This is a genomic window from Variovorax paradoxus, from assembly GCA_016806145.1.
Classification (GTDB): Bacteria; Pseudomonadota; Gammaproteobacteria; order Burkholderiales; family Burkholderiaceae_C; genus Variovorax.
The window spans coordinates 1,758,281-1,778,218 of record CP063166.1 but is presented as its reverse complement, the minus strand read 5'-3'; the positions used below and the strand labels follow the sequence as shown (position 1 = coordinate 1,778,218).

18 protein-coding genes are annotated in these 19,938 nt (G+C 71.3%); 14 read left to right on the top strand and 4 right to left on the bottom strand.

Annotation, left to right across the window (positions count from 1 at the left end):
* Positions 1-4: 4 nt before the first annotated feature.
* From INQ48_08130 to INQ48_08110, 5 genes are all read left to right on the top strand, one after another.
* On the top strand, positions 5-727 hold the full coding sequence (locus INQ48_08130; GenBank protein QRF59182.1) for a DUF2848 domain-containing protein: 723 nt from the start codon (positions 5-7) through the stop codon (positions 725-727).
* A gap of 17 nt (positions 728-744) precedes the next feature.
* Positions 745-2,091 carry an amidase gene (locus INQ48_08125; protein ID QRF59181.1) on the top strand — a complete coding sequence of 449 codons (1,347 nt, stop codon included), beginning with the start codon at positions 745-747 and terminating at the stop codon, positions 2,089-2,091.
* Between the two features lie 850 nt (positions 2,092-2,941).
* A complete protein-coding gene (locus INQ48_08120; protein ID QRF60658.1) occupies positions 2,942-3,220 on the top strand; it encodes a DUF2277 domain-containing protein in 279 nt (92 codons plus the stop codon).
* Between the two features lie 149 nt (positions 3,221-3,369).
* The gene (locus INQ48_08115) at positions 3,370-3,771 is read left to right on the top strand and encodes a GFA family protein (protein QRF59180.1); all 402 of its coding nucleotides are present in this window, start codon (positions 3,370-3,372) and stop codon (positions 3,769-3,771) included.
* 32 nt (positions 3,772-3,803) lie between these two features.
* On the top strand, positions 3,804-4,430 hold the full coding sequence (locus INQ48_08110) for a LysE family translocator (GenBank protein QRF59179.1): 627 nt from the start codon (positions 3,804-3,806) through the stop codon (positions 4,428-4,430).
* A gap of 13 nt (positions 4,431-4,443) precedes the next feature.
* Here INQ48_08110 and INQ48_08105 read toward each other — a convergent pair whose 3' ends face one another.
* On the bottom strand, positions 4,444-4,659 hold the full coding sequence (locus INQ48_08105) for a hypothetical protein (GenBank protein ID QRF59178.1): 216 nt from the start codon (positions 4,657-4,659) through the stop codon (positions 4,444-4,446).
* Positions 4,660-5,000: 341 nt separating this feature from the next.
* Between INQ48_08105 and pbpC the strand changes: the two genes are divergently transcribed.
* From pbpC to INQ48_08075, 6 genes are all read left to right on the top strand, one after another.
* The gene (gene pbpC, locus INQ48_08100) at positions 5,001-7,304 is read left to right on the top strand and encodes a penicillin-binding protein 1C (protein QRF59177.1); all 2,304 of its coding nucleotides are present in this window, start codon (positions 5,001-5,003) and stop codon (positions 7,302-7,304) included.
* The gene (locus INQ48_08095) at positions 7,301-8,803 is read left to right on the top strand and encodes a YgcG family protein (GenBank protein ID QRF59176.1); all 1,503 of its coding nucleotides are present in this window, start codon (positions 7,301-7,303) and stop codon (positions 8,801-8,803) included. Before pbpC ends, INQ48_08095 begins: the two co-directional genes overlap by 4 nt.
* Positions 8,804-9,025: 222 nt before the next feature.
* Positions 9,026-9,742, top strand: a complete 717-nt coding sequence (locus tag INQ48_08090) for a FadR family transcriptional regulator (GenBank protein QRF59175.1) — start codon at positions 9,026-9,028, stop codon at positions 9,740-9,742.
* Positions 9,739-11,049 carry an MFS transporter gene (locus INQ48_08085; GenBank protein QRF59174.1) on the top strand — a complete coding sequence of 437 codons (1,311 nt, stop codon included), beginning with the start codon at positions 9,739-9,741 and terminating at the stop codon, positions 11,047-11,049. Before INQ48_08090 ends, INQ48_08085 begins: the two co-directional genes overlap by 4 nt.
* A 188-nt stretch (positions 11,050-11,237) precedes the next feature.
* Complete coding sequence (locus INQ48_08080; GenBank protein ID QRF59173.1) at positions 11,238-11,618, top strand: hypothetical protein; 381 nt, start codon at positions 11,238-11,240, stop codon at positions 11,616-11,618.
* Positions 11,619-11,746: 128 nt separating this feature from the next.
* Complete coding sequence (locus INQ48_08075; GenBank protein ID QRF59172.1) at positions 11,747-13,741, top strand: EAL domain-containing protein; 1,995 nt, start codon at positions 11,747-11,749, stop codon at positions 13,739-13,741.
* Between the two features lie 110 nt (positions 13,742-13,851).
* Here INQ48_08075 and INQ48_08070 read toward each other — a convergent pair whose 3' ends face one another.
* The 3 genes from INQ48_08070 to INQ48_08060 all read right to left on the bottom strand — a co-directional run bounded on the left by INQ48_08070 (position 13,852) and on the right by INQ48_08060 (position 15,932).
* A complete protein-coding gene (locus INQ48_08070; GenBank protein QRF59171.1) occupies positions 13,852-14,379 on the bottom strand; it encodes an ATP-binding protein in 528 nt (175 codons plus the stop codon).
* Between the two features lie 17 nt (positions 14,380-14,396).
* Positions 14,397-14,696 carry a hypothetical protein gene (locus tag INQ48_08065; protein ID QRF59170.1) on the bottom strand — a complete coding sequence of 100 codons (300 nt, stop codon included), beginning with the start codon at positions 14,694-14,696 and terminating at the stop codon, positions 14,397-14,399.
* A gap of 81 nt (positions 14,697-14,777) precedes the next feature.
* A complete protein-coding gene (locus tag INQ48_08060) occupies positions 14,778-15,932 on the bottom strand; it encodes a porin (GenBank protein ID QRF59169.1) in 1,155 nt (384 codons plus the stop codon).
* Between the two features lie 177 nt (positions 15,933-16,109).
* Between INQ48_08060 and INQ48_08055 the strand changes: the two genes are divergently transcribed.
* The 3 genes from INQ48_08055 (at position 16,110) to INQ48_08045 (ending at position 19,935) form a co-directional block, all read left to right on the top strand.
* The gene (locus tag INQ48_08055; protein ID QRF59168.1) at positions 16,110-16,781 is read left to right on the top strand and encodes an NERD domain-containing protein; all 672 of its coding nucleotides are present in this window, start codon (positions 16,110-16,112) and stop codon (positions 16,779-16,781) included.
* Between the two features lie 65 nt (positions 16,782-16,846).
* Positions 16,847-19,246: an outer membrane protein assembly factor BamA gene (gene bamA / locus INQ48_08050; protein QRF59167.1), complete on the top strand. Its 2,400-nt coding sequence runs from the start codon at positions 16,847-16,849 to the stop codon at positions 19,244-19,246.
* Between the two features lie 5 nt (positions 19,247-19,251).
* The gene (locus INQ48_08045) at positions 19,252-19,935 is read left to right on the top strand and encodes a response regulator (GenBank protein QRF59166.1); all 684 of its coding nucleotides are present in this window, start codon (positions 19,252-19,254) and stop codon (positions 19,933-19,935) included.
* Positions 19,936-19,938: the final 3 nt, after the last annotated feature.

Here is a 19,938-nt window from a genome sequence, read left to right as displayed (position 1 = left end):
AGCGATGACGCGCAACACCCTGCACATCGCTTGCGAGAGCATCGCCGAGGACGGCACCCGCAGCAGCGCGCTGCACGCCGTGGCGCCCAGCGCGCTGGTGGTGGCCGGCTGGACCGGCCGCGACAGCGCCGCCATCGAGCACCACATCGAGGAACTGGCCGCGCTCGGCGTGCCACGCCCTTCGAGCGTGCCGCTGTACTACCGCATGGCCTCGCTGCTGCTCACGCAGTCTGCCGAGATCGAGGCGCTCGGCGACCAGAGCTCGGGCGAGGCCGAACCGCTGCTGTTCTTCTCGCAGGGCGAGTGGTGGCTCGGCGTGGCCTCGGACCACACCGACCGCCAGGTCGAGAGCTATTCGGTCGCCGTCTCCAAACAGATGTGCGCCAAGCCGCTGGCCGCCTCGGCCTGGCGCTGGCGCGACGTGGAAGCGCACCAGGACGCCATCGAGCTGCGCTCGCGCATCCTCGAGGACGGCCGCTGGGTCGACTACCAGCGCGGCACCCTGGCGGCGATCCGGCCGCTGGCCGCGTTGCGCGACGGCCTGCCGGGTCTTGGCAAGGAACCCGAGGGACTTTTCATGACCTGCGGCACACTGGCGGCGCTGCCCAACGCGCGCGGCGAGGCCATCCGCCCCGCCGCGCAGATGGAAATCGAGTTGCATGACGCGCGCCTGCAGCGGCGCATCGTCCACCGCTATGCGGTGCGCGTCCTGCCCGTGATCGCTTGAACGCCCCCTCCTCCTTCATGACACAGAACGACTCCACCATCGGCGCGCTGCGCGCGCGCATCGCCCGCGGCGAGCTCACGCACGAGGCGCTGATCGAGCAGGTGCTCGACGGCGCCGCGCAGCCCGCGGCCGCGAACGTCTTCACCCGTCTCTACGCCGACGCCGCCCTGGCCGCCGCGCGCCATGCCGATGCCGCGCACCAGGCCGGCGTGCAGACCGCGCCGCTCGCCGGCCTGCCGGTCTCGATCAAGGACCTCTACGACGTGGCCGGCGAGACCACCCTGGCCGGCTCCATCGCCTGCCGGGGCGAGCCTCCCGCCGCGCGCGACGCGGCCGTGGTGACGCGGCTGCGCACGCAGGGCGCGGCCATCGTGGGCCGCACCAACATGACCGAGTTCGCGTTCTCGGGCGTGGGCATCAATCCGCACTACGGCACGCCGCGCAACCCGGCCGACGCCGAGGTCGCGCGCATTCCCGGCGGCTCCTCGTCGGGTGCCGCGGTGTCGGTGGCGCTGGGCCTCGCGGTCGCGGGCCTGGGCTCGGACACCGGCGGCTCGATCCGCATCCCGGCCGCGCTGTGCGGCATCGTCGGCTTCAAGAGCACGCAGTCGCGCGTGCCGCGCACCGGCGCCTTCGAACTCGCGCGTTCGCTCGACACGGTGTGCGCGATGGCGCGCAGCGTCGAGGACTGCCTGATCGCCGACGCTGCGATCGCCGACGCGCCGCTCGTGGTGCGCCGCCGGCCGGCGCAGGGGTTGCGGCTCGCGGTGCCGAAGACCTTGATGTTCGATGCGATCGAGCCTGGGGTGGCGCGGGCTTTCGAGCGGGCGGTGCAGGCGCTGTCCAAAGCCGGGGCGCAGATCGTCGAGATTCCCTTGAGCGAGCTGGCGGAGATCGGGACGGTCAATGCGCCGGGGGGGTTGTCGCCTATCGAGGCTTCGGCCGTGCATCGGGAACGGTTTGCTTCGAAGGGCGAGGCGTTCGATTCTCGGGTTGCGGCGCGGATCGCGTTGGGGACCGAGGTGCGGGCTGCCGATTACATCGCGCTGCTGGATCGGCGGCGGGAGTGGATCTCGCGGGTCGAGGGGCGGCTCGAGGGGTTCGATGCGTTGCTGTGTCCTACGGTGCCTATCGTGGCGCCTGCCATCGATTCGCTGGCTGAGGATTCGGCGTTCTTCCAGGCGAACGGACTGTTGTTGCGGAATACGTTTGCGATCAATTTCATGGATGGGTGTTCGTTCAGCTTGCCTTGTCATTCGGCTGGGGAACTGCCTGTTGGGTTGATGCTTTCGTCTGTTCGGGGGGATGACTCGCGGTTGGCTGGGGTTGCTTTGGCTGTTGAGGACGTGCTTCGGTTGAATTGAAGTTGGGTTCTTTTTTTTAGGCTGTAGGCCGGGTCTCGCCCCGGCGGGCGACTCACTTTTCTTGTCTCGCCAAGAAAAGTAAGCAAAAGAAGGCGACCCCGCTGTCTGTGTCCCTCCGCTTCGCTGCGGGCAACCTGCGGTGCTCGGGGAAAGCGGGGGTCCGCAGAACTCGCTGCACTTCGTTCCGCTCAGACAGCTGCGGCCCTGATCCCGCTTTCCCCTGCGCTCCTCGGCACAGCCAGAGGGGGGGTGATTCGGGCCTTTGCTTCGCTCGGCCTGGCATACCCCACGGGCCATCGCTGCGCTCGGCCGCGGGTACCTAACAGGCCATCGCTTCGCTCGGCATTGGTATTGCTCCCTCTCCCTCTGGGAGAGGGCTGGGGTGAGGGCACTGGGCGGTGGATACCGTCAGACCCTTGGTGAGGCCCGTTGCCCTCACCCTAACCCTCTCCCAGAGGGAGAGGGAACAAGCAGCCGAGCGAAGCGAAGGCCCGAGCGGCATTCCAAGGCCGAGCGAAGCAAAGGCCCGACCCACCCCCTCTGGCTGCGCCGAGGAGCGCAGCGTTTCGCGGATAAGGGCTCGCAGCTGTTTGAGCGGAACGCAGTGGAGCGAGTTCTGCGAGACCCCGCGAAACGCGAGCACCGCAGGTTGCCCGCAGCGAAGCGGAGGGACGCAGACAGTGGGTCGCCTTTTCTTTGGTTACTTTCTTTTGGCGAAGCAAAAGAAAGTGACTCGCCCGCCGGGGCGAGTCCCGGCCAACAACCCAACCAAAAAAACAGCATCTTCAATTCAACAAAGACCGCTGGCAAACTGGCCAAACCCAACAAGAGCCCGGAGACAAGAGACACCATGTGCAGAAGCATCAAAACCCTCTACAACTTCGAGCCCCCCGCCACCGAGCACGAGATCCGCGCCGCCGCCCTGCAATTCGTGCGCAAGCTCAGCGGCTTCAACGTCCCCTCGCGCGCCAACGAAGCCGCATTCGAACGCGCCGTCGAAGAAGTCAGCGCCAGCGCCGCGCGCCTGCTCGAATCGCTGGTGACCACCGCCGAACCGCGCGACCGCGAGATAGAAGCCGAACGCGCCAAGGCCCGTTCAGCAGCCCGCTTCGGCACGCAGCCTTCGTGACCGCGGCAAGCACACGCGCCCGACCCCGCCGCGTTCGGCCCTCGCCGCGCACGGTTTTTGCGCCTGCCGCGGCGCAGGCCCAAAAGGCCTTTGGTATCGTGCCTTGCAAGCCGAAACACATTCAAAAAGAAGACGCGGACATCGACCGAATGAGAAAGACCTATATCGGAGGCTGCCACTGCGGCGCCGTGCGCTTCGAAGCCGACATCGACCTCAGCCTGGGCACGCTGCGCTGCAACTGCGCGATCTGCACCCGCACGCGCTTCTGGCCGGCCATCGTCGAGCCCGAGGCCTTTCGCCTGCTCGCGGGCGAATCCGAGCTCAGCGACCAGATGCTCGACAGCCGCAACAGCCACTACATCGTCTGCAAGCTCTGCGGCGTGCGCTCCTTCGGCGTCGGCCATTCGCCCGAGACCGGCGCCCATGCCTACGGCGTGAACGTGACCTGCCTCGACGACGTGGACCTCGACGACCTCGCCAACTCGCCGCTGCGCTACGTCGACGGCCACCGCGGCACCTGGCACGTGGCGCGCACGGCGATCGATCACTGACAGACGAACACAACCCCAGGAGAAACCACCCCATGCCCTTCGAACTCTGGCTCGCCTTCGTGGCCGCCTCGGCCGTGCTGCTGATCATTCCCGGCCCGACCATCCTCACCGTCATCAGCTACTCGATGTCGCACGGCCGCCGCGCCAACGTGCCGCTGGTGGCCGCGGTGGCGCTCGGCGACTCGACCGCGCTGGTGGTGTCGCTGCTGGGCCTGGGCACGCTGCTCGCGGCCTCGGCCTTCTGGTTCAACGCGGTGAAGTGGGTGGGCGGGCTGTACCTGCTGTACCTGGGCATCAAGCTGCTGCGCGCGGGCGTGTCGAGCGCCGAGATCGCGACGCCGGAAGCGCCCGCCTCGCGCTGGCGGCTGTTCGCCAACACCTACCTGGTGACGGCGCTCAACCCGAAGGGCATCGTGTTCTTCGTCGCCTTCCTGCCGCAGTTCATCAGCCAGAAGGCCGCGGTCGCGCCGCAGATGTGGGTGCTGGCGCTGACCTTCGTCGCAATGGCCACGCTGAACGCCACGCTCTATGCGGTGTTCGCGGGCTCGGCGCGGCGCCTGCTGTCGTCGCCGCGCGCGCAGCGCCGCTTCAACCTCGGCGGCGGCGCGCTGCTGAGCGCGGCCGGCCTGTGGGCGCTGATGGCGCGCCGGCCGGCCTGAGCCGGCGCCTCGATCAGTTGCGGCGCGGATCGCCCGGACGGCTGTCGTAGCGGTTGGGCACGCCATCGCCATCGCGATCGCGGTCGTAGCGGTTCGGCACGCCGTCGCGGTCACGGTCGCCATGGCGCGGCGGCGGCGGGCGGTCGTAGCCGGGGGCGACGACGCAGCCGGCCAGCGCGGCCGAGGCCGACAGCACGACGGCCAGGGTGGCGAGTCTGTTGTTCTTCATGATGCATCTCTCCTAGGAATGGTTGTGGAACACCGCACCGGCTGGCCTCTGGGCGCCGCGGCGGTAGCGCATTGAAGGCCACGCAGGTCGGGCCTCGGTGTCTCGATGGCTGCGCCGCGGTGAAGTTGTGTGACCGGATGTGGCCGCCGCAGCCGACTGTCAGCGACGCGCCCGGCCCCTGCGTGGCGGCGCGCCCCGCGTCCGCGGGTAGGCGCAGGCCGCGCGGCGCTGGGTTCGAACTTCCGTCTACGTCTTTCGGCAGGACGGCGGCCGTGCGCGCATGGCCGAGAATGGCGGCCGCTTTCCAGCCCGGCGCCTTCCCCGCGCGCACCCCTGCCCCGATGCCGACGCCCACCGCCCTGTTTCCTTTCTTCGCGCGCCCGCGCCTCGCGCTGGCGCTCGCCGCGCTGATGCTGACGGCGCAGGCCGCGGGGGCCATGCCGAGCTTCGAGGAGGTGAAGCGCGACTTCCGCTCGTCCGACACCGCGGTGCTCGACCGCAACGGCGAACTGCTGCAGCGCGTGCGCACCGACGCCAGCGTGCGGCGCGGCCAGTGGACGGCGCTGGCCGACATCTCGCCCGCGCTGCGCACGGCGATGGTGCTCAGCGAGGACCGGCGCTTCTACGAGCACAGCGGCGTCGATTGGCGCGCGGTCTCGGCCGCGGCCTGGGGCAACCTCTGGAACACGCGCACGCGCGGCGCCTCGACCATCACGATGCAGCTGTCGGGCCTGCTCGACGAGGACCTGCGGCGCGGCGGCGGCGGCCGCAGCCTGACGCAGAAGCTCGGCCAGACCGTGGCCGCGGCCCAGCTCGAGCGCCAGTGGCGCAAGGACCAGATCCTCGAGGCCTACCTCAACAGCGTGCCCTTCCGCGGCGAGATCGTCGGCATCGACGCGCTCTCGCGCACCCTGTTCGGCAAGGCGCCGAGCGGCCTCGACGCGCGCGAGGCCGCGGTGGCCGCCGCGCTGGTGCGCGCGCCCAATGCGCGGCCGGCCCTGGTGGCGCAGCGCGCCTGCGAGGTGCTGCGCGCCATGGAGCCGCAGCGCAACGCCGACTGCGAGGCGCTCGACATGTTCACCAGCGCCGCGGTGCAGCGGCGCGCCTTCGACGCCAGCGAGGGCATCGCGCCGCATGCCGCGCGGCGCGCGCTGCGCCAGGCACGCGAGGGCCGCGAGCCCGGACAGGAGGACACGCCGCCGGGCGAGGCCAAGGCGGCCGCGAAGGACAGCGGCGACGGCAGCGTGCGCACCACGCTGCGCGCGCCGCTGCAGCGCTTCGCGCTCGGCACCCTGCAGCGCCACCTGCGCGAGCTGCGCGGCCGGCACGTGGAGGACGGCGCGCTGGTGGTGCTCGACAACGCCACCGGCGAGGTGCTGGCCTGGGTCGGCTCCTCGGGGCCGCTGAGCCAGGCGGCCGAGGTCGACGGCGTGACCGCGATGCGCCAGCCGGGCTCGACGCTCAAGCCGCTGCTCTACGGCCAGGCGATCGCCGAGCAGCGGCTCACGGCCGCTTCGCTGATCGAGGACTCGTCGGCGCAGATCAACACCGCGAGCGGCCTCTACATCCCGCAGAACTACGACCGGCGCTTCAAGGGCCCGGTGTCGGCGCGCACCGCGCTCGCGGCCTCGCTCAACGTGCCGGCCGTGCGCACGCTGGTGATGGTGTCGCCCGAATCCTTCGCGCGCGGCCTGCGCGCGGCCGGGCTGCCGCTGCGCGAGAGCGGCGACTACTACGGCTACAGCCTCGCGCTCGGCAGCGCCGAGGTCACGCTGCTGTCGCTGACCAATGCCTACCGCATGCTGGCCAACGGCGGGCGCTACGGCACGACCACCTTGCTGGCGCCGGCCGCGCCGGACAAGTCGAAGAAGACCACCACCGCCGCCGCTACCGCGAAGAACACCCCGGCACCGGTGCTCGACCCGCGCGCCGCCTTCATCGTCGGCGACATCCTGTCCGACCCCAACGCGCGCACCCGCACCTTCGGCCTCGACAGCATCCTCTCGACCCGCTTCTGGAGCGCGGTGAAGACCGGCACCAGCAAGGACATGCGCGACAACTGGGCCGTGGGCTGGTCGCAGCGCTACACGGTCGGCGTGTGGGTCGGCAACGCGAGCGGCGCATCGATGTGGGACGTGAGCGGCACCAGCGGCGCGGCGCCGGTCTGGGCCGAGGTCATGCGCTTCCTGCACGCGCGCGAGCCCAGCCGCGCGCCGGCGCCGCCGCCGGGCCTGGTGCGCACGCACATCGACTTCGGCGCCGGTCCCGACGGCAACGCGCTCGAGGCCGCGCGCGACGAATGGTTCGTGCAGGGCACCGAGCAGCCGCTGTTCGCGCTCGCGAACGAACCCGGCGCCGCGAGCACGGCCGCGGTCGCGCGCATCACCGCGCCGGCCGACGGCACGATCATCGCGCTCGATCCCGACATCCCGCCGCTGCGCCAGCGCGTGCGCTTCGAATCGGAAGGCCGCGGCGTCCAGTGGCGCATCGACGGCAAGCACTTCGCGCGCGGCAACAGCGCGCAGTGGCTGCCCTGGCCGGGCCGCCACCTGATCGAGCTGGTCGATGCCGGCGGCAAGGTGGTGGACCAGCGCCGGCTCGAGGTGCGCGGCGCGGGCGTCGTGACCAAGAGCGCGCAACGATGAAGGCGACGACCCTGGACTTCCGACCCGGCCCGCGCCTCTGGCTGTGTCTGGTGCTGCTGTTCGCCGCGGCATTCGGCGCGCAGGCCAGGCCGGTGCCGGTGCCGGCGATGAAGTCGCGCGTGATCGACCAGAGCAGGACGCTCGACACCGCGCAAGCCGAGGCGCTGCGCGAGCGCATCGCCGACATCGAGCGCGAGACCCAGGCGCAACTCGCGGTGCTGATCGTGCCGACCACCGGCGAGGACAGCATCGAGCAGTACGCCACGCGCGTGTTCGCGCAGTGGAAGCTCGGGCGCAAGGACGAGGACGACGGCGTGCTGCTGCTGGTGGCGATCCGCGACCGGCGCATGCGCATCGAGGTCGGCCGCGGCCTCGAGGGCCGCATCACCGACATCCAGGCCGCGCGCATCATCGACCAGGAGATGACGCCGCGCTTTCGCGCCAGCGATTTCGACGGCGGCCTGCACGCCGCGGTCGATGGCATCGCGCAGCTGATCCGCGGCGAACCGATGGCCATGGCCCAGGAGCTGCCGCTGATCGATCCGGGCGAGCCCGTCGAATCGACACCGCCCGAACCGCGCGGATCGCACGTCACGCCCGAGGGCTGGGCCTTCTTCGCCGTGATCGGCTGGTCGGCGCTGGTCGGCCTCTGGCAGAGCCGGCAGAAGAAGAGCGCGGCCGAACTGCGCACCGACGCCGACCGGCTCGCGCGCCGGCGCGCGCGGCAGGCCCGCGCAGCAGCGCGCGCCGCTCGACCAGGCGCGCGCGCGCGCGCGCAGGCCGAGGTCGCGGACGAACTCGAAAGCGCCGTGGCCGTGGCCGAGGCCGCGCCCGGCAGGACGCTGCGGCGCTGGCCCTGGACCTTCGGCGCGCTCGCCATCGCGCCGGTCGCCGCGGCCGCCACGCTCGGCGAGCCGATGTTTGCGATCGCGCTCGGGATGATGCCGGTGCCGATGGGCTTCGGCATCGGCTATGGCTGCGGCCTGTGGCGCACCATGCGCCTCGTCGTCGCCGGCATCGCGCTGCTGATCGCGGCCGTGGTGATCGCGGGCCAGCAGCTGGGCTGGGAGCGCGTGGGCTGGTCGCTGCTCGGCATGCTGGCGCTGGGCGCGGCGGTGCTGGTCGGCCTGCTGATCGTGACCGGCATGCGCAAGGCCTGGGGCAAGGGCGTGCGCAGCTTCGTCACGCGCTGGATCGTGGTGTGCGTGCTGGTGGGCCTGTTCGTCGGGCTGGCGCACGACGAGCTCGACCCGCAGCTGTTCTGGATCGTGCTGGCGGCCGTCACGGTGGTGGCGCTGCTCGTGGCCTTCTTCCCGGCCGATGGCGGCGGGGGCGGGCACGACGGCGACTACGGCGACAGCGGATGGGGCAGCAGCAGCTCCTCCTCGTCCTCCTCTTCGTACGAATCCTCGTCCTCCTCGTCGTCGGATTCCTCGTCGTCGTCCTCATCGGACTCGGGCGGCTCGAGCAGCGGCGGCGGCGCCTCGGGAAGCTGGTAGCAGCAACCCCGGCCGAACTCCCCCGGCGGTGCCACGTGCGCAGGGCACCGGGTACTCCCCGCAGCGAAATCAAGGAGGAGCCCGAAGGGCGGGGGACATTCGCGGAGGGGAGTACCCGGTGTCCTGCGCACGCCCCCCGACCGCCCCAAGCCAAGCCCCTCCCCACAGCAGGTCTACGGAATCCGGACACAATTCATCCGATGATTCAATGAATTGGCGGAAATGCTAGCCCAAGCCCCCCGCACCTCCCTAGTAGAAGCCGCCGCCAACGGCATCCGCGCCGAGATCTCCGCCGGCCGCTGGCCGGTCGGCGCGCGCATCCCCATCGAACCGCAGCTCGCCCAGCTGCTCGGCGTGAGCCGCGGCACCGTGCGCGAGGCCGTCAAGACGCTGGTCTCGCGCGGCCTGCTCGAGGTGCGCCAGGGCTCGGGCACCTATGTGCGCTCGGGCTTCGATCCCGGCGCCAGCCTGCAGAAGCTGCGCCTGGCCAGCCTGCTCGACCAGTTCGAGGTGCGCTGCGCGCTCGAGGTGCAGGCCGCGCGGCTGGCCGCGCTGCGCCACACGCCCGAGGACCTGCGCCAGCTCCACGTCCTGCTCGACGCCCGCGGCACGCCCGCGCCCGGCGATGGCGGCGCGGCCTTCATCGAGCGCGACCTCGCCTTCCACCTGGCCATCGTCGACATCGCGGGCAACCTCGCGCTCGCCGAAACCGTGCGCTTCATCGGCGGCTACATCAAGGACACCATCGCCAGCACCATGGGCACGCTGCTGCCCGAGCCCGACGACGCCGCCCACCGCGCGATCGTCGAGGCCATCGCCAGCCGCGACCCCGAGCGCGCCGACGCCGCCGTGCGCGCCTTCATGACGCCCATGATCGCGACCCTCGCCGCCGGCACCCACACCCCCACCGGCGACCCGCGCGCGCCGTCCTGCCCATGACCGCCACCACCACCTTCCCCGCCGCCGCCGCGGCCACCCTGCGCCACGCGCCCGCCGCCGATGCCGGCCAGTTGCTGATCGACGCCGAGGTCGACAGCCAGCCCGCGCCGCCGCCCACCCCGGCACCGAGCCGCGGCCGCCGCATCCTGCTGGGCGCCAGCGTGGTGCTGATCGCCTTCAACCTGCGGCCGGTGTTCGCCAGCCTCTCGGTGGTGCTGCCCGAGATCATCCGTTCCACCGGCCTGTCGGCCACCGCCGCCAGCCTGCTGACCACCCTGCCCGTGCTGTGCCTCGGCCTGTTCGCGCCGCTCGCGCCCGGCCTCGGCCGGCGCTTCGGCACCGAGCGCACCCTGCTGGGCTGCATGGCGCTGATCCTGGTCGGCACGCTGCTGCGCGGCACCGGGAACGTGCCGCTGCTGTTCGTCGCATCGGCCATCGCCGGCAGCGGCATCGCGGTCGCCAACGTGCTGCTGTCGGGGCTGGTCAAGCGCGACTTCGCCGGGCAGGCGGCGCTGATGATGGGCCTCTACACCATGGCCGTGTGCGGCGGCGCCGCGAGCGCGGCCGGACTCACGGTACCGATCGAGCATGCGCTGGGCGGCGGCTGGACCGCGGCGCTCGCGGTCTGGGCGCTGCCGGCCGCGCTGGTCACCCTGCTGTGGGCACCGCAGGCGCTGGCGCGCAAGCCGATCGCCAGCGAGTCCGGCTTCACCGTGCGCGGCCTGTGGCGCGACCGGCTGGCCTGGCAGGTCACCTGCTTCATGGGGCTGCAGTCCGCGCTGGCCTACATCGTCATGGGCTGGCTCGCGCCGATCCTGCGCGAGCGCGGGCTGGCCAGCGACACCGCCGGCTACGTGGTCTCGGTCTCGGTCATCACCCAGGTCGTGACCTGCCTCGTGGTGCCCGCGCTCGCGGTCAGGCTGCGCAACCAGATCGGGCTGGCCGTGGCGCTCGCGCTGCTCACCGTGGCGGCCATGCTGGCCCAGTTGTTCGCGCCGCTCGGCGGCGTGTGGGTCTGGGCCGTCCTGCTGGGCATCGCGCAAGGCGGCACCTTCGCGCTGGCGCTCACCATGATCGTGCTGCGCTCGCCCGATTCGCACGTGGCGGCGCACCTGTCGGGCATGGCGCAGGGCGTGGGCTACGTCATCGCGGCCTTCGGCCCGCTGCTGGCCGGGCTGCTGCACGGCTGGACCGGCAGCTTCGGCGCCGCCTCGTGGCTGTTCGTCGCGGTCGGCGTCGCGCTGGTGATCGCGGGCATCGGCGCGGGCCGCACGATGCACGTGGGCGCGGTCACGGTCGCGCGCTAGAGACGCCCGGCGTGGTGCTGGCGCGACGCGGCACGCAGTCCGCGCGCGCCTACAGCAAGAAGCTCGCGCGTCCGAACAGCGATGGGTCCGGAGCATGAGAAACTTCGTTCCATGCCGACGGTCAGACTGCGGCTAGCAGGCACCGCCCCGATCCACCCGCCTCACGGCTTCTCTTCGACGAGCGCACCATGAAGAAACTTGCCGCCCTGGCCTTGCTGGGCCTGATCCAGACCGCCCCCGCGTTGGCCCAGCGCGACATGGACGTCTACGAAGCCGACCGCCGCTACTGCGCGAGCGGCCGCTCGGGCATGGACTTCCACTCCTGCATGGACCGGCTGCGCTTCGACCGCCAGCGCGACCGCGATCGCTGGGAACGCAACCGCGACGACCGCGGCCGCTGGGAGTACGAGCAGCGCCCGCGCTACGCCGCGCCGCCGCCCCCGCCGGTCTACCGCGGCGAGCCCCCGAAGCTCAGCGACATGCAACAGCGCGCGCTCGACAACTGCATCCTGCTCGCGCCGCGCGATCAGCCGCGTTGCCGCGCGACCGTGATGTCGACGGTGCGCTGACAGCGTGCCCCCCCGCCTGATCTCTCGCGCGCGGTGACCCCGAGGGGAACCGCGCGGGCCGCCCACGGCGGCCGTGCCGCGCTGCGCGATGCGGCGGACCGGTGCATGATGCGTCGCCGATCCAATTCATGAACGCCTCCTCCGCCCCGCAGGAAGAAGAAGCCACCGGTTCACCCGACGGCCTTGCGCTGTCGCGCATGGTGCGCACCGAACAGATGCTGGCGGTGCGCCGCAGCGTGCTCGCCGCGATCCCGGTCAACCTGGTGCTGAGCCTCACGGTGGCGCTGCTGGCCCACCACGCGGACCTGACCGCGCTCGGCCTGGCCTGGCTGGCGCTCTCGCTGGCCGTCAACCTCGCGCGCATCTTCGTCTGCCGCCGGCCCTTCGTGCCCGCGCCCACCGCCGACGGCAGCGATCCCGCGGTCGACCAGGAGCTGCGGCTGGCCTGGCTGTTCGCGCTGCTGTCGGGCTCGGTCTGGGCCCTGATCCCGATCCTCTGCGAGGGCTACACCTCGCCCGAGACCCTGTTCTACCTGACCGTGGTCTGCGGCATCTGCGCCGGCTCGGTGACCTACGGCATCGCCTATGCGCCGGTGCCGATCAGCTTCATCACGCCGGCCCTGCTGTCGGTGATGGGCTGCCTGGTCTGGGCCGGCGGCTTCGACCGCCTGATGCTGGCCGCGATGGTGCTGGTCTACCTCGCGGCGCTGATGCGCGCGGCGCTGCAGAGCGCGCGCGGCTTCCGCGAGGGCAGCCGGCTCAAGAACGAGGCCGTGTCGATGGCCGCGCGGCTGCGGCAGTCGCATGCGCTGTCGCTCGAGTCGACGCGCCAGCTCGCCTTTCGCGTCGCGCACGACGCGCTCACCGGCCTGCTCAACCGCGAGGGCTTCACCCAGGCCTCGAGCCTGCGCATCGATGCCGGCGGCAAGGAGCGCGAGCACGGCCTGCTGATCCTCGGCATCGACGGCTTCAAGGCCGTCAACGACGCCTTCGGCCACAAGATGGGCGACCGCGTGCTGCAGGACGTGGCGCAGTGGCTGCAGCGCGAGCTGGCCGGGCGCGACGCCATCCTGGGCCGCTGGGGCGGCGACGAGTTCGCGGCCCTGTTCATCACCGAGGACGGCGGCGCCTCGCCCGAGCAGGTGGCGCAGTCGCTGATCGAATCGATCGCCTCGGCCACCGCGCACTATGGCGGCAAGCTGGGCGCGAGCGTGGGCATCTGCATCGAGCGCGGCGTGCCCATCGCCGACATGCTGAGCTCGGCCGACGAAGCGCTGCACGAGGCCAAGCGCGCGGGCCGCAGCCGCTACCGCCGCTTCGACGAGGCCCTGCGCGAACGCCTGGTGACGCGGCGCGACGTCGAGCGCGACCTGCCCGGCGCGGTCGCCTCGCGCGCCATCGGCGTCTGGTACCAGCCGATCCTGGCCGACGGCGGCCGCCGGCTGCACAGCCTCGAGGCGCTGCTGCGCTGGCAGCATCCGCGCCATGGCTGGATCCCGCCCGAGGACGTGATCCGCGCGGCCGCGAGCACCGGCCTGGCCGAATCGCTGCTGCGCCACATCCTGGCCGAGATCTGCGTCGGGCTGCAGGAGCTCGCCGCGGCCGACCCGCGCTTCGAGGCCGTGCCGGTGGCGATGAACGTCTCGCCGCGCGAGATGTCGCAGCTCGCGCTCGACCGCATCGTGCTCGGCGAGATCGCGCGCCACGGCATCGGGCCGCACCGCCTCCAGATCGAGATCACCGAGGAGATCGCGCTCGACACTTTCGCCGCCAGCGCGCGGCTGCATGCGCTGGCCGACGCGGGCGTGGCGATCGTGGTCGACGACTTCGGCGTCGGCTATTCCTCGCTGGCCTCGCTGCGCAGCAAGTACGTGCGGCAGGTCAAGATCGACCGCAGCTTCATCTTCGGCCTGGCCGCCTCGCCGGGCAACCGCGTGCTGGTCGAATCGGTGATCCGCCTCGGCCATTCGCTGCGCATCGACGTGGTGGCCGAGGGTGTGGAGACGGGCGAGGAGCTCGAGGCGCTCAACGCGCTCGGCTGCCCGCTGATGCAGGGCTATCACCTCGCGCGGCCGATGCCGCTCGACAAGGTTTTGCCCTGGGCGCAGCGCCTCCCAGGCTGACAAGGTATGAATAAACCTACTGCGCGCCCCGATCTCGCACCTGCGGTCCTCACCGTACAAGGTACGGCTCCGGTCCTCGGCGCGACCTCGGGGCGCTCGCTACGGTTTCTTCACACCTTGTGAAACTCGCCGCTGTGCAGCGGCAGCCGCAAGGTGAGCCCCAGCGGGCCGCCCGCATGCGAAGCCGCATAGAGCCGCCCGCCGAGGCTGGCCGCGATGCGTTCGCAGGCACGCGCGGGCGTGGCGCCCACGTCGCGCCAGTGCACCACCGCCTGCGTGCCCTCGATGCGCGCGTGCACGCGCAGCCCATCGCGCGGCGCGGCGGGTAGCGCCTGCGCGGCGATCTGCGCGAGCAGCTCGCGCAATTCGCTCTCCACCGCCAGCACGGGCACGGCCCGCGGCGGCAGTTCGATGGCGGCGTGGTGCGGCAGCGCCGCGCCGAGCAGCGCGCGCAGGTCGTGCACCGTGCTGCGGCCGAGCCGCTGCAGGGCCTCGTCGCGCGCGCGTGCCGCGGCCTCGCGCGCCCGCGCCCCGTCGCGCAGGTTCGCGACCAGCAGCGAGGCCATCAGGCCGAAGACGCCCGCGAAGCCGAGCCCGACGGCGCCGGCGATGACGAGGCCGAGATTGCCGGTCTGCATCGGTGCGCGCGCCGGCTTCAGCGCGGCGCGCCGGGACGGTACTCGAGCGCGCCCGAGGGTGTGCGCTCGCAGCGGCCCGCGAGTGCGTCGCCGCGCGGACCCGGCGGCACGGGCCGCGCGCCCTCGGGCTCGCCCTCGCACATGTCCCAGGCCGGCGGCGGCGCCAGGCGCGCGGTCATCGGCCCGGGCATCGCCATGCGCGCGGCCATCGGCGGCGGTGGCGGACCGTAGGCCACGGGCGGCGGCAGCACGATGCAGCCGCCGAGGCTGGCCAGGGCCAGCGCGCCGGCCAGGCAGCGGATGGGGTGAAAAGTCATGCAGGCTTCTCCTCTGTTCTTGTGGGGCTGCGCATCGGCTGCGCACCCGCGCGCCGCGAGGCACGCGGGTGCGCGCCGGCGTCAGAACGCGTGGCGGATGCCGAAGTCGTAGCCGGTCGAGGACTTGGGCAGGCCGGTGTAGCCCACGCCCGTGGTGCCGTAGCCGGTGGTGCTGGCGGCCGTGAGGCTGCCGGTGTAGGCCGCGTCGTTGCGGTTGCTCACGCGCGCGATGGTGGCGTAGAGCGCGGTGCGCTTCGACAGGTTGTGCACGTAGCCCAGCGCGAGCTTGTTGACGCGCGGGTCCTCGCCGTAGAGGCCGGTGGCGCCCTCGTTGTAGCGCACCGCCGAGTACGAGGCGCGGATCAGGCCCGGGCCCACCGGCACCGAGGCGCCGATCAGGTAGCCCTTGTAGCTGTCGTGCGTGTTCGACAGGCCGGTGTCGAACTTGTTCTGCACGTTCGAGAGCTCGCCGAACAGCTTGACCGGGCCGAAGTCGTACGAGGCGCCGAGGTTGACGGTCTGCACCTTGCGCGTGAGCGAGGTGGTGTCGACCGCCACGTTCTGGCCCGCGGCCAGCGCGATGTCGAGCGGCCCGCTGGCATAGCCGAAGCGCCCGCCGACGTAGCGGCCCGCGCTGCTGCTGCTGGTGGTGCCGGTGACGTCGGTGCTGCGCACGTTCTCGTTCAGGCTGTACTGCACCTGGCCGTAGAAGCCGCCGAGGTTGGGCGGCAGGAAGTACGCGACCATGTTGCTGGCGCGCGTGTAGTTGCTGTTGCCGATGCCCGTGCTGGCGCCGACGGTGCTGATGACGTTGGTGCCCGAGCCGTTGGTGCCGAAGGGATCGAACACGGTGTCGTTCCAGAAGGTGGCCGTGTAGTCGCGGCCCAGCCGCACTTCGCCGAAGCCGCCCGACAGGCTCACGGTGGAGCGCCGGTTGAAGTTGGCGATGCCGTTCGCGCCGTCGTCGTTGGTGATCGGCGCTTCGAGCCAGAAGCTCGCGGCCAGCCCGCCGCCCAGGTCCTCGGTGCCCCTGAAGCCGATGCGGCTGGAGTTGTAGCCCGAGTTGGCGAGGCTCCATTGGCTCTGCTTGCTGGTGATGCCGGTGATCGCGTTGCGCGAGGTGGCCGACTGGTAGCTCACGCCGGCGTCGACGACGCCGAACAGGGTGACGGACGATTGGGCACAGGCCAGGCCGGTGACGGTCAGCGCGGCCAGGGCCGTGAGGGATTTCTTCATTCAGGTTTCTCCGGTTTCGGCGCTCTTCATCGAGCGGCCGGAACGGATGCTCCCGTCCAAATTCGGAGGAATCTGGTGCATGGGGACGAATGTTGTTTTTGCGCGCAATCCCCGATCGCTCGCCTTACCAGAAGTCTCCCAAAAGCAGCGCCATGCTCGCGCACCGAAGGAGCCACCATGACCATCGCATTGCAAAGCACCCTCGCCGCCTCGCTCGGCGTCCAACAGCTCGCCAACGCATTCAGCCCGGCGTTCGACCACCTGCGCATTCTTCGCAACCTGATCATCCCGATGCCCGAGGGCTGCGCGGTGCGCACCGCGCGCATCGACGCGGTGGTGGTCTGCGAGACCGGCATCTACCTGTTCGAGATCAAGGCCTGGCGCAACGCCTTCGTCTACCGCAAGAAATCGGAGCAGGCACCGCCGCGCTGGTTCCTGCGGCTGCAGGGCTGCAACCGCGCGCGCGAGGTGAAGGACCCGGCCTGGCAGGGCGGGCGCAAGACCACGCAGCTGCGCAGCCTGCTGCCCGATGACCTGCGGCTGCAGTACTTCGTGCTGCTGCCCTGCGAGGGCGTGGAACTCGAGGGCGTGATGCCCGCGGCCGTCATCACGCAGCAGGACCTGCCCTACATCGCGCGGCTGGTGCGCAACAACGGCCGCACCGCGCGCAGCTATCCGCTGCTCGACGCGCAGGCGGTCGAGCGCACGGTGCAGCGGCTGCTCGAGATCCAGGGCGACCTCGACCTCGAGGCGCACCTGCGCAACTGTCGCGCCTGCGGCGAGCCCGGCGCGCGGGCCCCGATGGCGGTCCCGGGCTGGCTGTCCGCCAACGCCATCGGACTGCAATAGAGGAGAGAAAGTGAACTCGGCGCGGCGTCCCAAATTTCTCCGACATTGGACGAAACCATGCGCCGATGAAATCTCCGAAGTCCCTCGCGGGCCTGGCGCTGCTCGCCGCGCTGATCGCACCTTCCACCCGGGCCGCCGAGCCCTTCGCCGTGCAGGACATCCGCCTCGAGGGCCTGCAGCGCGTGGAGGCCGGCACCGTCTTCGCGGCCCTCGGCCTGCGCGCCGGCGACACCTACAGCGACGAACGCGGCAGCGAAGCGATCCGCGCTTTATTCGCGCTGGGCCTGTTCAAGGACGTGCGCATCGACGTCACCGGCCGCGTGCTGGTGGTGATCGTCGAGGAACGCCCGACCATCGCCGACGTCGACTTCGTCGGCACCAGGGAATTCGACAAGGCCGCGCTGCAGAAGGCACTGCGCGAGGTCGGCCTGGCCGAGGGCCGGCCCTACGACAAGGCGCTGGCCGACCGCGCCGAGCAGGAGCTCAAGCGCCAGTACCTGGGCCGCGGCCTCTACAACGCGCAGGTGGTCACCACCGCCACGCCGATCGAGCGCAACCGCGTGAACCTGAGCTTCGGCGTGACCGAGGGCGAGCCCGCGCGCATCCGCTCGGTTCGCATCGTCGGCGGCCGGGACTTCAGCGAAAGCACGCTGCTCGACCTGTTCGACCAGGACAGCGGCGGCTGGCTCAGCTGGTACACCAAGTCGAACCAGTACTCGCGCGCCAAGCTCGACGCCGACCTCGAGACGCTCAAGAGCTACTACATCACGCGCGGCTACCTCGAGTTCCGCGTCGACTCCACGCAGGTCGCGATCTCGCCCGACCGCCAGGACCTGGCGATCACGGTCAACATCACCGAAGGCGAGAAGTTCACGGTGGCCGGCGTGAAGCTCGCGGGCGACTACCTGGGCCGCGACGACGAATTCAAGACGCTTGTCACCATCAAGCCCGGCCAGCCCTACGACGGCGAGCAGGCCGCGGCGACCACCAAGGCCTTCACCGACTACTTCGGCACCTTCGGCTACGCCTTCGCGCGCGTGCGGGCCGAGCCCGAGATCGACCGCGCGAACAACCGCGTGACGATGGTGCTCAAGGCCGAGCCCTCGCGCCGCGCGTACGTGCGGCGCATCCACATCGGCGGCAACGCGCGCACGCGCGACGAGGTGATCCGCCGCGAGTTCCGCCAGTACGAAGGCGCCTGGTACGACGGCAACAAGATCAAGCTCTCGCGCGACCGCGTGGACCGGCTGGGCTTCTTCACCGACGTGAACGTCGAGACGCAGGAGATCCCCGGCTCGCCCGACCAGGTCGACATCGCGGTCACCGTGGCCGAGAAGCCCACCGGCTCGCTGCAGCTCGGTGCCGGCTATTCGTCGACCGACAAGATCTCGCTGAGCTTCGGCATCACGCAGGAGAACGTGTTCGGCAGCGGCAACTACCTGGGCCTGCAGGTCAACACCAGCTCGTACAACCGCACGATCTCGGTGACGGCCACCGATCCCTACTTCAGCAAGGACGGGATCTCTCGCACCTTCAACCTGTTCCACACCACCACCCGCCCCTACTACGAGGCAGACGGCAACTACAAGCTCGCGAGCGACGGCGGCTCGGTGCGCTTCGGCATCCCGGTGGGCGAGCTCGACCGCATCTACCTCGGCATCGGCGTCGAGCGCTATGCGTTCACGCCCGGCAGCAACGGCACCTACACGCTGGTCAACGGTTCCTACGTCTACACCGGCACGCCGCAGGCCTACCTCGACTACTTCCAGTGCACCGGCACGGCACCGAGCGTGAGCTGCGCCAACCGCAGCATGGTGGCGTTTCCGGCCACGCTGGGCTGGTCGCGCGACGACCGCGACAGCGCGCTGATCCCGACCCGGGGCCGGCTGCAGAGCGCGAACCTCGAGGTAGGCGTGGGCGGCGCGCTGCGCTATCTCAAGAGCAACTACCAGTACCAGCAGTACTTCCCGCTGTCGAAGCAGTACACGCTGGCGCTCAACGGCGAGCTCGGCTATGCGCGCGCGCTCGGCGACGCGGCCTTCCCGATCTTCAAGAACTTCTACGCCGGCGGGCTGGGCTCGGTGCGCGGCTTCGAGCAGAACTCGCTCGGGCCGCGCGACGCGGTCAGCGAAGGCTCGCTGGGCGGCACGCGCAAGGCGATCTTCAACCTCGAGTTCAGCACGCCGTTCCCGGGCGCGGGCAACGACCGTTCGCTGCGCCTGTACACCTTCCTCGACGCGGGCAACGTCTTCGCGAGCCGCACGGCCAGCATGAGCGATGCGCAATGGAAGGCGCAGAACCGGCTGCGCGCCTCGGCCGGCCTGGGCATCAGCTGGATCTCGCCGCTCGGGCCGCTGCGGCTGGCCTATGCGGTGCCGCTGCGCTATCAGAAGGAGGACACGGCCAACGGCATCGCGGCCGACCGCACGCAGCGGCTGCAGTTCCAGATCGGCACCTCGTTCTGAACGCCATGGCCCGCATCCTGCTGGTGGAAGACGCCCGCCACAGCAGCGCCGCCGCGCTGCATGGCCTGCTGCGCGAGGCCGGCCACGAGGTCGAGCAGATCGCCGACGGCGCGGCCGCGCTCGATCGCATCCTGCATGCGCCGCCCGCGCTCACGCTGCTCGAGGTGGCGCTGCCGCGCATCGACGGCCTGCGCGTGCTGGAGGCGGTGCGTTCGCTGAGCGACCATCCGATCATCATGCTGACGGCGCGCACGCGCGAGGCCGACCGGCTGCGCGGGCTCGACCTCGGGGCCGACGACTACGTCTGCAAGCCCTTCTCGCCGCGCGAGGTGGTGGCGCGCGTGAACACGGTGCTGCGCCGCCATGCGCAGCGCCGGCACGCGGCGCGGCCCTCGGCGGCCGTGGCCTTCGCCGATGCCGATGGCGGCGCGGTGCTCGAGGGCCGGCCGCTGGCGCTGACGCGGCGCGAACTGCTGCTGCTGCGCGCGCTCTCGGGCGACCCGGGCCGGGTGTTCAGCCGCTCGACCTTGCTCGAGGCCGCGTTCCCCGAGGCGCTCGAGGTCAACGAGCGCGCGGTCGACGGCCACATCAAGAACCTGCGCCGCAAGCTCTCGGCCGCCGCGCCCGCGCACGACTGGATCCGCTCGATCTATGGCGTGGGTTTCAGCTTCGCCGAGCGGCCGGCCTGAGCT

What these genes read in the sequence shown, in the direction of transcription:
- INQ48_08065 (QRF59170.1), bottom strand. Translation starts at nt 14,696, where the DNA reads ATGACTTTTCACCCCATCCGCTGCCTGGCCGGCGCGCTGGCCCTGGCC.
- INQ48_08060 (QRF59169.1), bottom strand. Translation starts at nt 15,932, where the DNA reads ATGAAGAAATCCCTCACGGCCCTGGCCGCGCTGACCGTCACCGGCCTG.
- INQ48_08115 (QRF59180.1), top strand. Translation starts at nt 3,370, where the DNA reads ATGAGAAAGACCTATATCGGAGGCTGCCACTGCGGCGCCGTGCGCTTC.
- INQ48_08120 (QRF60658.1), top strand. Translation starts at nt 2,942, where the DNA reads ATGTGCAGAAGCATCAAAACCCTCTACAACTTCGAGCCCCCCGCCACC.
- INQ48_08055 (QRF59168.1), top strand. Translation starts at nt 16,110, where the DNA reads ATGACCATCGCATTGCAAAGCACCCTCGCCGCCTCGCTCGGCGTCCAA.
- INQ48_08095 (QRF59176.1), top strand. Translation starts at nt 7,301, where the DNA reads ATGAAGGCGACGACCCTGGACTTCCGACCCGGCCCGCGCCTCTGGCTG.
- INQ48_08085 (QRF59174.1), top strand. Translation starts at nt 9,739, where the DNA reads ATGACCGCCACCACCACCTTCCCCGCCGCCGCCGCGGCCACCCTGCGC.
- pbpC (QRF59177.1), top strand. Translation starts at nt 5,001, where the DNA reads ATGCCGACGCCCACCGCCCTGTTTCCTTTCTTCGCGCGCCCGCGCCTC.
- INQ48_08045 (QRF59166.1), top strand. Translation starts at nt 19,252, where the DNA reads ATGGCCCGCATCCTGCTGGTGGAAGACGCCCGCCACAGCAGCGCCGCC.
- INQ48_08080 (QRF59173.1), top strand. Translation starts at nt 11,238, where the DNA reads ATGAAGAAACTTGCCGCCCTGGCCTTGCTGGGCCTGATCCAGACCGCC.
- INQ48_08090 (QRF59175.1), top strand. Translation starts at nt 9,026, where the DNA reads ATGCTAGCCCAAGCCCCCCGCACCTCCCTAGTAGAAGCCGCCGCCAAC.
- INQ48_08110 (QRF59179.1), top strand. Translation starts at nt 3,804, where the DNA reads ATGCCCTTCGAACTCTGGCTCGCCTTCGTGGCCGCCTCGGCCGTGCTG.
- bamA (QRF59167.1), top strand. Translation starts at nt 16,847, where the DNA reads ATGAAATCTCCGAAGTCCCTCGCGGGCCTGGCGCTGCTCGCCGCGCTG.
- INQ48_08125 (QRF59181.1), top strand. Translation starts at nt 745, where the DNA reads ATGACACAGAACGACTCCACCATCGGCGCGCTGCGCGCGCGCATCGCC.
- INQ48_08130 (QRF59182.1), top strand. Translation starts at nt 5, where the DNA reads ATGACGCGCAACACCCTGCACATCGCTTGCGAGAGCATCGCCGAGGAC.
- INQ48_08070 (QRF59171.1), bottom strand. Translation starts at nt 14,379, where the DNA reads ATGCAGACCGGCAATCTCGGCCTCGTCATCGCCGGCGCCGTCGGGCTC.
- INQ48_08105 (QRF59178.1), bottom strand. Translation starts at nt 4,659, where the DNA reads ATGAAGAACAACAGACTCGCCACCCTGGCCGTCGTGCTGTCGGCCTCG.
- INQ48_08075 (QRF59172.1), top strand. Translation starts at nt 11,747, where the DNA reads ATGAACGCCTCCTCCGCCCCGCAGGAAGAAGAAGCCACCGGTTCACCC.